Source organism: Pseudoruegeria sp. SHC-113 (genome assembly GCF_025376885.1).
Taxonomy (GTDB): domain Bacteria; phylum Pseudomonadota; class Alphaproteobacteria; order Rhodobacterales; family Rhodobacteraceae; genus Pseudoruegeria.
Window position 1 is genome coordinate 1 of record NZ_JAHUBR010000001.1, and the last position, 10,978, is coordinate 10,978.

General features: G+C 64.4%; 15 protein-coding genes. 5 read left to right on the top strand and 10 right to left on the bottom strand.

All coding sequences use genetic code 11. The features are described 5' to 3' along the window. Window positions 1–359: 359 nt before the first annotated feature. The 7 genes from msrQ to KVX96_RS00035 all read right to left on the bottom strand — a co-directional run bounded on the left by msrQ (window position 360) and on the right by KVX96_RS00035 (window position 5,487). Window positions 360–1,004, bottom strand: coding sequence for a protein-methionine-sulfoxide reductase heme-binding subunit MsrQ (gene msrQ, locus KVX96_RS00005; RefSeq protein WP_261191873.1), 645 nt, complete (start codon window positions 1,002–1,004; stop codon window positions 360–362). Beyond that, window positions 988–1,923 carry a protein-methionine-sulfoxide reductase catalytic subunit MsrP gene (gene msrP, locus KVX96_RS00010; protein ID WP_261191874.1) on the bottom strand — a complete coding sequence of 312 codons (936 nt, stop codon included), beginning with the start codon at window positions 1,921–1,923 and terminating at the stop codon, window positions 988–990. The genes msrQ and msrP overlap by 17 nt, the downstream gene beginning before the upstream one ends. 234 nt (window positions 1,924–2,157) lie before the next feature. After that, entirely contained in the window at window positions 2,158–2,805 is a 648-nt protein-coding gene (locus KVX96_RS00015) for an RluA family pseudouridine synthase (RefSeq protein WP_261191875.1), read from the bottom strand. A gap of 42 nt (window positions 2,806–2,847) precedes the next feature. Beyond that, complete coding sequence (locus KVX96_RS00020; RefSeq protein WP_261191876.1) at window positions 2,848–3,231, bottom strand: GFA family protein; 384 nt, start codon at window positions 3,229–3,231, stop codon at window positions 2,848–2,850. Next, window positions 3,228–3,854 (bottom strand): LysE family translocator, encoded by a 627-nt coding sequence (locus KVX96_RS00025; RefSeq protein WP_261191877.1) that lies wholly within the window; start codon window positions 3,852–3,854, stop codon window positions 3,228–3,230. The genes KVX96_RS00020 and KVX96_RS00025 overlap by 4 nt, the downstream gene beginning before the upstream one ends. Continuing rightward, entirely contained in the window at window positions 3,851–4,312 is a 462-nt protein-coding gene (locus KVX96_RS00030; RefSeq protein ID WP_261191878.1) for a GAF domain-containing protein, read from the bottom strand. Before KVX96_RS00030 ends, KVX96_RS00025 begins: the two co-directional genes overlap by 4 nt. Then, window positions 4,309–5,487: a thiolase family protein gene (locus KVX96_RS00035; protein WP_261191879.1), complete on the bottom strand. Its 1,179-nt coding sequence runs from the start codon at window positions 5,485–5,487 to the stop codon at window positions 4,309–4,311. Before KVX96_RS00035 ends, KVX96_RS00030 begins: the two co-directional genes overlap by 4 nt. A 116-nt stretch (window positions 5,488–5,603) precedes the next feature. Between KVX96_RS00035 and KVX96_RS00040 the strand changes: the two genes are divergently transcribed. The 4 genes from KVX96_RS00040 (at window position 5,604) to KVX96_RS00055 (ending at window position 8,719) form a co-directional block, all read left to right on the top strand. Further along, the gene (locus KVX96_RS00040) at window positions 5,604–5,942 is read left to right on the top strand and encodes an STAS domain-containing protein (RefSeq protein WP_261191880.1); all 339 of its coding nucleotides are present in this window, start codon (window positions 5,604–5,606) and stop codon (window positions 5,940–5,942) included. A 19-nt stretch (window positions 5,943–5,961) separates the two neighbouring features. Then, window positions 5,962–6,423: an ATP-binding protein gene (locus KVX96_RS00045; protein ID WP_261191881.1), complete on the top strand. Its 462-nt coding sequence runs from the start codon at window positions 5,962–5,964 to the stop codon at window positions 6,421–6,423. Between the two features lie 329 nt (window positions 6,424–6,752). Then, window positions 6,753–8,333, top strand: coding sequence for a gamma-glutamyltransferase family protein (locus KVX96_RS00050; protein WP_261191882.1), 1,581 nt, complete (start codon window positions 6,753–6,755; stop codon window positions 8,331–8,333). Window positions 8,334–8,335: 2 nt separating this feature from the next. Next, window positions 8,336–8,719, top strand: a complete 384-nt coding sequence (locus KVX96_RS00055) for a rhodanese-like domain-containing protein (protein ID WP_261191883.1) — start codon at window positions 8,336–8,338, stop codon at window positions 8,717–8,719. Window positions 8,720–8,725: 6 nt separating this feature from the next. Here KVX96_RS00055 and hspQ read toward each other — a convergent pair whose 3' ends face one another. After that, a complete protein-coding gene (gene hspQ / locus KVX96_RS00060; protein WP_261191884.1) occupies window positions 8,726–9,052 on the bottom strand; it encodes a heat shock protein HspQ in 327 nt (108 codons plus the stop codon). 294 nt (window positions 9,053–9,346) lie between these two features. Between hspQ and KVX96_RS00065 the strand changes: the two genes are divergently transcribed. Further along, window positions 9,347–9,928, top strand: a complete 582-nt coding sequence (locus KVX96_RS00065; protein ID WP_261191885.1) for a lytic transglycosylase — start codon at window positions 9,347–9,349, stop codon at window positions 9,926–9,928. Here KVX96_RS00065 and KVX96_RS00070 read toward each other — a convergent pair. Both KVX96_RS00070 and KVX96_RS00075 read right to left on the bottom strand, forming a co-directional pair. After that, complete coding sequence (locus KVX96_RS00070; RefSeq protein WP_261191886.1) at window positions 9,925–10,215, bottom strand: hypothetical protein; 291 nt, start codon at window positions 10,213–10,215, stop codon at window positions 9,925–9,927. The genes KVX96_RS00065 and KVX96_RS00070 overlap by 4 nt on opposite strands. 107 nt (window positions 10,216–10,322) lie before the next feature. Then, window positions 10,323–10,925: a LolA family protein gene (locus KVX96_RS00075; protein ID WP_261191887.1), complete on the bottom strand. Its 603-nt coding sequence runs from the start codon at window positions 10,923–10,925 to the stop codon at window positions 10,323–10,325. Between the last annotated feature and the right edge of the window lie 53 nt (window positions 10,926–10,978).

The window sequence follows — 10,978 nt, forward strand, 5'->3', positions numbered from 1 at the left end:
CCTTCCAGAAACCTAAGCTTCCGTCCGTTCCGTCCCAGCCCCGAGGCCGCCCCGTCAGTGCCTCAGCGCCGCCGGTGAAGGGGCTTTTACGGACACCCCCAGAGAGTCGCAACACCAAAAAGCATCTTTTTCGCATTTTTTCCTGAAAAAGTTTCCAACCTTTTGTTTTCAAATGATTTCTAAAAGATCATAATAGCTTCGAGCCTCTATCTGTCCTTGTTTTTCCGGGCCATCAGGCCCCGTCGGAACAAAGGCCGGTTGCGACGCTAACATTCCCCACAGGCTTCTCCACAGACTCGCTGCCGGAATGCCCGTGACTCGGTACGCTCAAGCGCCCCGAGTGGAGGAAAACCCGCCTCCTAAGACGTCGAAGGGCCCGGGCTTCTGCGTCGCGGCCAGCGCAGGGAGAGCCGCGTCGCGACCAGTAGAGCAGTCACCGCCAGATAGATCAGCGGCTCGATCTGCCAGCCCTTCACCAGCATCACGTAGTGAACGCCGCCCGCCAGCACCGCGAAATAGGCCAGCTTGTGCAAGCGCCGCCAGGCCGCTGCCCCCATCTTGCGGATCGACAGGTTGTTGGAGGTGATCGCCAACGGCACGAGCATCAGGAACCCGGCCATGCCGATGGTGATATAGGGGCGCTTGACGATATCGGCCCAGATCTGTTCGGGGATCTGCACATCGAGCACGAGCCAGACGAGCAGGTGCAGCAGGATATAGAAGAACCCCACGAGGCCGATTGCGCGCCGGTAGCGCAGCAGGTTGATCCCGGCGAAGCGACGCAGAGGGGTGATGCAGAGGCTCGCGATCAGCACCTGCAGCCCCCAGAGCCCCATCTGGTGCTCCATCTCCTTGACCGGATCCACGCCCAGCCCGCCAGTCAGCCCCTGCCAGAGCAGCCAGGCGGGCGGGAGTATGGCCAGCAGATAGAGCGGCCACGCCGGGATCCGGCGCGTGGCGGCATTGATCCTGTCAGCTAGGCTTGCCTCAGTAGAACGTGGCAAGGTCCATCCCCTTGTAGAGATCCATCACCTGATCGGCATAGCCGTTCATCATCAGGGTCGGCTGGCGCTTGGCGATCAGCCCGCCGCCGACCTTGCGTTCCGTGGCCTGCGACCAGCGCGGGTGGTCCACCTCGGGGTTCACGTTGGAATAGAAGCCGTATTCGCGCGGGTTCGCCATGTTCCAGCTGGTTGGCGGCTCCTCTGCCGTAAGCGAGATGCGCACAATCGACTTGATGGATTTGAACCCGTATTTCCACGGCACCACCAACCGGATCGGCGCGCCGTTCTGGTTCGGCATCGTCTCGCCATAGAGCCCGGTGGCCATGATGGTGAGCGGATGCATCGCCTCATCGAGCCGCAGCCCTTCGCGGTAGGGCCAGTCCAGAAAGCCCCGGCGCTGGCCGGGCATCTCTTCGGGGCGCACCAGCGTTTCGAAGGCCACGTATTTCGCGCCCGGCTGCACGCCGACGCGGGCCAGAAGCTGGTTCAGCTCGAAACCGACCCAGGGAATGACCATCGACCAGGCCTCGACACAGCGGAAGCGGTAGATGCGCTCCTCCATCTGCACGTCCTTGGTCAGATCGGCCAGATCATAGGTGCCGGGATTGTCCACGAGCCCGTCAATCTGCACCGACCACGGATCGGTGGTCAGCTGATGGGCGTGTTTGGCCGGGTCGGTCTTGCCGGTGCCGAACTCGTAGAAGTTGTTGTAGGAGGTGATGTCCTCAAAACTGTTGGGCTCAAGGTCGGTGGACAAGGAGCTCGGCACAGTGTCGATCTTCGTCGCCTGCGCCATGCCGCCGATGCTGCCAAGCGCGGCCGTGGCACCGATCCCGCCAATCAGGGAACGGCGGTTCACGAAAACGTCTTTGGGGGTGACGTCCGCCCAGGTGAGATCGGGTTTGTATGATGTGCGCATGGCTACCTCCGGTGTTTGCCCCACTATTCACCGAAGATAGGGCGGCAGACAAAGCGCCAAAGCCGCGCCTCACGAAGTTGTTTGCAATCGCGAGCGCCGTCGCGGGGGCTCTGCCCCCGCACCCCCGAGGTATTTGGAGCAAGAGGAAAGGGGGCCCTTCATCTTGGTAAAAATATCCGCGGGGTGCGGGGCAGCCAGCCCCGCTCGCGCGCGGCGCAGCCTCGCAAGATCCGTTCAGAACGGAACCGGAGCCCGGAACTGCATGCCCTTGCCGCCGTCCGGATGGCGGAAGCGCAGAGACTCGGCGTGGAGCATCAAGCGCGGCGCGTTGAGGGCTTCGCCTGAGGCATAGAAGGGATCGCCGAGGATCGGGTGGCCGATTTCGCGCATGTGGACGCGGAGCTGGTGGCTGCGGCCGGTCTTGGGAAAGAGGCGCATCCGCGTTGCGCCCTCTTCCCGGCGCATCACCTTCCAGTCGGTGATGGCTTCCTTGCCGGTTTCGAAATCCACTTTCTGCAGCGGGCGGTTGGGCCAGTCCACGATCAGGGGCAGATCTACTGTGCCCGTGGTGCCCTCCACCTGCCCGTAGACGCGCGCCACGTAGGTTTTCTTGGTCTGCCGTTTTTCGAACTGCAGCCCGAGGTGACGCTGCGCGTGGGGCGTGAGCGCAAAGACCATGACGCCCGAGGTATCCCTGTCCAGCCGGTGCACGAGCAGCGCTTCCGGGAAGGCCGCTTGAATCCGGGCGATCAGGCAATCTGCAAGGTGTTCGCCCTTGCCCGGCACAGAGAGCAGGCCGGAGGGCTTGTTGACCACGAGGATCTCGTGATCGTGGTGCAGGATGTCCAGCGGGGTGTCGGGCGGCGCATAGGTATCGTCCATGTGCGCTGGCCTAGCCTTGGGAACGGCGCGGCGCAAGCCGTCTCACGGATGTTGCTCCGGGCCGTCTTCGATCTCGTAGTAGCCCGGCTTGTCGGCCACGTAGATGTGTTTGGCCGTTGTCAGGCCTTCTGGCGCGTCCAGCGTGCCGGAGCCGATGGATGTCATGCCTTCGCCGTCCATGCGCCAGAACAGGCTCGCACCGCAGCCCTTGCAGAAGCCGCGCTCGGCTTTCTCGGAGGAGCGAAACCACACAAGCCCCTCATTGCAGGTAATCCGCAAGCGCGCGTCGGGCACCTGCGTGGCCGACCAATAGTGCCCGCTGGTTTTGCGGCACTGGCTGCAGTGGCAGGCCACAGAGGGGCGCAAAGGCCCCTCGACCTCGTAGCGCACGGCGCCGCAGAGGCAGGAACCGGTGTAAAGACTCATGCGCGCCCTCCCATCGACAGGGCAGTCACGCCCAGCAGAAGCCCATATACCACGAAACACCCCGCCATGATCCGACGAAACCAGAGATTGAGCACTGCCCCCAGCGCTGCGCGGCCCATACCCGCGCCGAGCGCGGTGTAGCCACAATAGGACAGCGCGGTCAGCGTCAGCGCTGTGGGCATGATCGCCCCCATCTGCGACCAGATCGGCACCTCAGGCTGCACGAACTGCGAAAAGGCAGCCAGGTAGCCCGCCACGCTCTTGGCATTGATCGTCGCGATCAGCAGCGCCTTGGTGAAGATGCCGCGCCCCGTCACCCCCCGCACGCGCGGAGGTTTACCGGCGGCCAGCCAGCCCTTGACGCCAAGGCCGATCAGGAAGAGCGCCCCAAGGATCTTCATCGCGAGGAAAAGCTTGGGTGAGGCCGCGATCACCGCCGTCACGCCCGCTGCCGAGAGCAGCAGGAACGCCGTGGCCTGACACAGGATCGCCGCCACACCCCAGAGCGCCCGGCGAAACCCGAACTGCATCCCGTTCTGGATGCAGTTCACCGCATTGGGCCCCGGCGTGACGACGAAGACCGCCCAGAACAGCGCAAAGACGGCCCAGCCCTCGACGCTCATGCGGCCCCGTGGAACACGCGCGCGAGAATCCCGGCGAGCGCCTCGGCATCCGCTTCGGTGAAGGCGCCGGGCAAGTCGCTGTCCAGATCGAAGACCCCGAGCAGATCGCCCTGTCCGTTCCAGACAGGCAGCACCAGTTCGGAGCGCGTGGAGGAGGCGCAGGCGATATGGCCGGGGAAGGCATCGACATCCGGCACCAGCTGCACCTCGCCCGTGCGCGCCGCCGCGCCGCAGACACCGCGCGCAAACGGGATCACGAGGCAGCCGTGCCCGCCCTGATAGGGGCCGATCTTCAGCACCTCATTCCCAACGTTGCGGTAGAAACCCGTCCAGTTGAAGCGGTCATCGCTGTGGTGCACTTCGCAGGCAACGGTGGCCATGAGGGCCACCGCATCCGTTTCGCCTTCGGTCAGGCTGTCGAGCACCTTCCCGAGGTCCGTATAATCCACCCGCGTCATGGGCGTTCGATCGCGATGGCCGTGCCTTCGCCGCCGCCGATACAGATCGCCGCCACGCCGCGCTTGAGGCCGCGCTTTTCCAGCGCGTTCAGCAGCGTCACGATGATCCGCGCGCCGGATGCACCGATCGGGTGGCCCAGCGCGCAGGCGCCGCCATTCACGTTCACCTTCTCGCGCGGCAGGCCCATCTCGTGCATGAAAGCCATCGGCACCACGGCGAAGGCCTCGTTCACCTCCCAGAGATCGACGCTTTCGGCCTCCCAGCCGATCTTGGCCAGCAGCTTCTGGGCCGCCGGGACGGGCGCGGTGGTGAAGAGGCCCGGGGCCTGCGCGTGGCTGGAATAGCCAAGGATGCGGGCCCGAATAGGCAGGCCCTGTGCCGTGGCGGCTTCTTCGCTGGCAAGCACCAATGCCGCCGCCCCATCCGAGATGGACGACGCATTGGCCGGGGTCACCGTGCCATCGGCGCGAAAGGCGGGCTTGAGCGTCGGGATCTTCTCGGGTCGCGCATTGCCGGGCTGCTCGTCCTCCGCGATCACCACATCGCCCCGGCGGGTCTTCAGCGTGACAGGCGCAATCTCGCCCTCAAAGGCCCCGCTCTTCTGTGCTTCGAGCGCGTTTGCGAGCGATTTCAGCGCATAGGCATCCTGATCGGCGCGGGTGAACTGGAAGGCCTCGGCGCAATCCTCGGCAAAGGTGCCCATCAGCCGGCCCTTGTCGTAGGCGTCCTCCAGCCCGTCGAGGAACATGCTGTCCTGCACCTGCTGGTGGCCGATCCGCGCGCCGCCGCGCATCTTGGGCAACAGGTAGGGCGCGTTCGTCATGCTCTCCATGCCTCCGGCGACCATCAGCCCGGCGCGGCCCAGCGCGATCTGATCGGCAGCTACCATGGCGGCCTGCATGCCGGAGCCGCACATCTTGTTGAGCGTCGTGGCGGGCACCTCTTCGCCAAGGCCCGCCTTGAAGCCCGCCTGCCGTGCGGGGGCCTGCCCTTGCCCGGCGGGCAGCACGCAGCCCATCACAATTTCCTCGATCTTCTCCGGCGCGGTGCCTGCATTCTCCAGCGCGGCGCGGATCGCGGCCCCGCCCAGCTCTGCGGCACTGGCCTCCGCGAAGGCCCCCTGAAAGCCGCCCATGGGCGTGCGGGCGGCCCCGACGATAACAACCGATGTCATTTGGTCTCTCCTCTGCAGGCCGTGGCCTGCTCTCTCTCGCTCTCGGGCATACGCATACCGAATGGTAACCTTTGCCGTCTAGCCTTCTTGCCAGATGTGATCATTCGGAGGCTGCAATGCATTTGTCGTCACAAGACGTAGGGGATGTCCGGGTCGTTGCGCTCGAAGAATCGCGTCTCGATTCGGCCGGGGCGCTTGAATTCAAGGAGCAGATGCGCTCGATCGGCTCCGGCGGCCCCGGCCGGGTCATTCTGGATATGGCGCAGGTGCAGTTTCTGGACAGCAGCGGCCTTGGCGCGCTTGTCGCGGTGATGAAGCTGCTTGCCCCGGACGTGAAGCTCGAGGTCGCCGCGCTGGCCCCTGCCGTGGCGCAGGTGTTCAAGCTCACCCGGATGGACAGCGTTTTCAAGGTGCATGACAGCGCCGAAGCCGCCGCCGCGGCGGCTGCAACCTAACACAAGGGCGGAAACCTCCATGGGAGAGACACAGACAGACGGGCCCATCACCCTGCGCATCCCCGGCGATCCGCATTCCGTGCGCGCCGCGCTGGACAGGATCGACGAGGCCCTGCGCGGGGTCACGCAGGATCCGGCGATCTGGGATCAGGCGCAGATCGTCTTGGCCGAAGTGATGAACAACGTGGTGGAACACGCCTATGCCGCGCTGAACGGCTCGATCGAGGTGCAGATCGCCCCCAAGGGCGAAGCCATCAGTTTCCTTGTCACCGATGAAGGCGCGCCGATGCCGGCGGGTGCCCTGCCCACGGGCCATGCCGTCGAGGAGGATACGGCGCTGGACGATCTGCCAGAAGGCGGCTTTGGCTGGCTGCTGATCCGGCAGATCGCGCAGGATCTGTCCTATCAACGGGTCGGCCCCCGCAACGAACTGCGGTTTCGGCTGGATCTGGCAAGCACACCGGAAGGCAGCCATTCGTAGACGGCGCACCGTCTGCGGCAGTCCCCCGGCCGGGTTATTGATCGGCCGGCGGATTTGCCATGCCGGGGGTCGACCAGAGCATTGAGCGCCCCCCAACGAGGCATCGCCCCAATACCGCCACATTCGCTCCGCAACGAGGCCCCAAAGAAGCGCCATACTGATCGCGTAGCTGCTATCTGGCTTCCCCCGGTGCCGTGAGCAACAGCCCCCACCTTTGCGCGCACCGGGGTCCAGATCGCAGATTTCCCCCACAGACTCGCAACTCAAATTGATGTTGAATTTCCCGAAGTGCAGCCTAGGCTCCTGACCGGACGTTGAAGGAGCATGACATGCGGGATTTCCACCTGCCCGGGCGCTCGCCCGTTTTCGCAACCAATGGCCTCTGTGCCACCTCGCACCCGCTGGCGGCGAAGGTCGCCATCCAGATGCTGGAGTCCGGCGGCAACGCCATGGACGCCGCCATCGCTGGCGCGGTGCTGCTTGGGATTTGCGAACCGCAGATGACGGGGATCGGCGGCGATTGCTTCGTGCTTTTGAAGCCTGCCGGGCGCGAGGACATCATCGCCCTGAACGGCTCGGGCCGCGCCCCGGCTGGCTTGAGCGCGGCGGCACTGCGCGCGGAGGGCCACAAGGTCATGCCCCCGCTCAGCGCGCATGCCGTCACCGTGCCGGGCGCGGTGGATGCCTTCTGCCGCCTGTCCAAGGATTGGGGCAAGGCCGGGCTGAAAGCGAGCCTTGCGCCGGCCATCCACTACGCCGAGGCCGGCGTGCCCGTGGCCCCGCGCACCGCTTTCGACTGGGCGCTGGCCGAGGGCGCGCTGCAGGGCGACGCGCGGCGGGACTACCTTTTCGATGGCAAAGCCCCGCGCCCCGGGCAAATCTTCCGCGCCCCGAAGCAGGCCGACGTGCTGCGCCGCATCGCAATGGAAGGGCGCGCCGGCTTCTACGAAGGCGAGGTGGCCGAGGATATGGTCGACTCCCTGCGTGCGCTCGGCGGCAGCCACACGCTGGAGGATTTCGCGGCGACAGCCTGCGAATACACCGAACCGGTGAGCGGTAGCTATGGCGGGATCGAACTGGTTGAACATGCCCCGAACGGCCACGGCGCAACGGCGATCCTGCTGGCCAATATCCTGAAGCATTTCGACATCGCGTCTATGGACCCCTTCGGCGCGCAACGCGCCCATATCGAGGCCGAAGCCGCGAAGCTGGCCTATGACGCCCGCAACCGCTTTCTTGCGGATGCCGATTTCACCACGCGGCTTGCCCATATGCTGGCACCGGAAACGGCCGAAGCACTTGCCGCGCTGATCGATCCGAAACGCGCGATGGCCGATCCCCACAAGTTGAGCGAACAGGTCCACAAGGACACGATCTACATCACCGTTGTGGACAAGGATCGCATGGCCGTGTCGCTGATCTATTCGATCTTCCACAGTTTCGGCTCGGGCCTCGCCTCCGCGAAATTCGGCATCAACTTCCAGAACCGTGGCGCGGGCTTCACGCTGGAGGAAGGCCACCCGAACGAGGCCGGTGGCGGCAAACGCCCGATGCACACGATCATCCCCGGCATGCTGAAACAGGACGGCAAGGTGATCATGCCCTTTGGCGTGATGGGCGGGGCCTACCAGCCCAACGGCCACGCGCGTTTCCTGTCAAACATGGTGGATTTCGGCATGGACCCCCAAAGCGCCATCGACGCGCCGCGCTGCTTCTCTGACGCAGGCGACATGAAGGTGGAGCGCGGCTATGGCGAGGCCGTCAAGGCGGAACTGGCGGAGATGGGCCACAGGATCGTGGACCCGGACACCGCGATCGGCGGCGCGCAGGCGATTCGGATCCATGCAGACAGCGGCGTGCTTGAGGGGGCCTCGGACCCCCGCAAGGACGGCTGCGCGCTGGGGTATTGAGCATGGCCATCACCCCTGTGCGCACGCTTGTGGCGCAAGCCAAGTCCGAAATCACCACCCTGCCAGCGGATGCCGTTCAACAGGCGGTTGCCGCAGGCACCGCGCTCATGGTCGATATCCGCGACATCCGCGAGCTGGAGCGGGAGGGCCGGATCCCCGGTGCCTTTCACGCGCCGCGCGGCATGCTGGAATTCTGGGTCGATCCGGAAAGCCCGTACCACAAGCCCGCCCTTGGCGAAGGGCGGCTTCTGGTACTGTTCTGCGCCAGCGCCTGGCGCTCGGCGCTTGCTGCAAAAACGCTGCAAGACATGGGCGTGGAGAATGTTGCCGAGCTCGACGGCGGCTTCAAAGGCTGGGATGAGGGCGGCCACCCGGTGGAGCGCTAAGCTGGCTCAGTTCAGCTGGAACTGCAGCGGGTAAGCGCCATCGCGGAAATCGCCGAAGAGATCCGGCAGGTCCGGGTGTTCGACCGGGCCGCCGGTGTAATCGGCGATCAGGTTCTGCTCGGACACATAGGCCACGTAATGATCTTGTTCGTTCACGGCCAGCAGATGGTAAAACGGCTGCTCCCGGCTTGGCCGGCTTTCCTCGGGAATGGCGTTGTACCATTCTTCGGTATTTGCGAACTCCGGGTCCACGTCGAAGACGACACCGCGAAACGGATGCTTGCGATGGCGGACAACCTGGCCCAGGTGATATTTTGCACGCGTGGTAATCATTACATTGACCCTCGTTAAGGTTATTATGCCCTTAATCGCGCCCGAGTCCACGCGTGGCCCTAAGATTTCCCCGAAACAAATTGTGGCAAAATTTTGGACAGTTTTCAGCACGCTACCAAAATACCCCAATGATTCCGCAGGTTTCCGAAAATCCTGCGCTCCGGAATGTGGCAATTTCATGGCGCGGCCCGCTTTTGAAAATGTGATCGCCCGCCTATCGGCTTTGCCGTTTTCTTGCGGGCCCCGATGCGGTAGTCTGGAGCCAATAAACATAAAACGAGCAGACAGAGTTACATGAAACGCGTGGTCCTTTTCGCCAGTTTACTGGTCGTTCTGGCCGCGTGCGGTGGGCCGCCCCCGCCGCCGCGGAACCTGAACGACGCCTGTTCCATTGTTAAGCAATACCCGAAATTCCGACGGTCCATGAAGAAGGTCGAGCGCAAATACGGCGTGCCGATCAACGTGCAGATGGCCACCATCTACCAAGAGAGCAAGTTCGTGGGCGATGCGCGCACGCCGCTGCGCTACTCGCTGGGTGTGATTCCGATGGGGCGGCAGTCCTCGGCCTACGGCTATGCGCAGGCGCTGGATGGCACGTGGGATGAATACCTGAAGTCCTCCGGCAATCGCGGTGCCAAGCGGGACAACATCGCCGATGCCACGGATTTCATGGGCTGGTACATGAACCGGACCACCGAGAAACTCGGCATCCCCAAAACGGATGCGCGTAACCAGTATCTCGCGTACCACGAAGGCTGGACGGGCTATTCGCGCGGCTCCTACAAGTCCAAATCTTGGCTCGTGCGCGTGGCCGGAACGGTGGACAGCCGCTCCGACATGTACAAGCGCCAGCTTCAGGCCTGCGGAAAGCTTTAGGGGCGGTAAGCCGCCTCGATTTCCGCCAGTTCACGCCGAAGATCCGCCTCCTGCGCGCGGGTCAGAGCGCGGCGGATCGCAAAGCGGACCGGCCAGCGTTTGAAACGCGGGGCCTCCCAGAGATTGGCGAACAGGTTGCGTTCCTGCCGCTCCCCCCGCCCGTGCGCGGGCGGATCGGCGGAAAACACAAGCTTCAGAACCTGCGCCTGCACCTGTTTGCGGGAAATCACGCCAATTGCGACGCGCCGATCCGGGGCGCTTGCCCCGGCCAATGGATGACTGCTCATACTGCCCTCATATGCCTGCGAAGGGTGTTTCCCCTTCTTGCCCGCAAGCATAGCCCGGCCCGGCCGCATCGCCGCCGGAAATCCCGTTACAGTTTGAGGCAAATGCGTCAGCGGTTGCGCGCCTGCGTTTCCGCCGTGATGTTGAACAGCCGCGCCGAGAGGCTGCCGCCCTTGTTCAGCGCGCCAAGCACAACCGTTGTCTGCACGCCGCTGCCATCGGTCACGATCCACTGGCGCAACTCGGTGGGGCTGCCGGTGAACACGAGCTGGATGTTGCCGTATTGCGGGTTCTCGGGATCCTGCGCGGTGACGATCGTTTTGGGGCCGTCTTCGCGATGGCCGATCACCATACTGCGGCGGGCCAGATCCACGTTCTGCTCAAGGATCAGGTTCAGCGGCGTGCGCTTGAGCGGGTATTGCTCCGGCCCGGTGTTGGACTTGCCATCGAAAATCGCCACCTGCCCGCCACCCGCGATCACCACGGTATTGTCGGGCTGGTTGTACTCGAACCGCATCCGCCCGGGCCGCCGGATATAAAGCTGCCCGGTCGAGATCGTCCCGTCCGGGTTGATCTGGGTGAAATCGGCCTGCGCCGTCTGCAGCGCATTGAGGTAGCGCGACAGCTCCCCAAGGGAGATCTTCGCGGCCTGCGCTTGCGGCGCGAGGAGGGCAAGGGCCAGAGGGGCCAGGAGGAAACTGCGTCTGTTCATAGGGCCTATGTAACCGCTTGGCGCGCAAACGGAAGGGCCTGCGCGCTCACAAA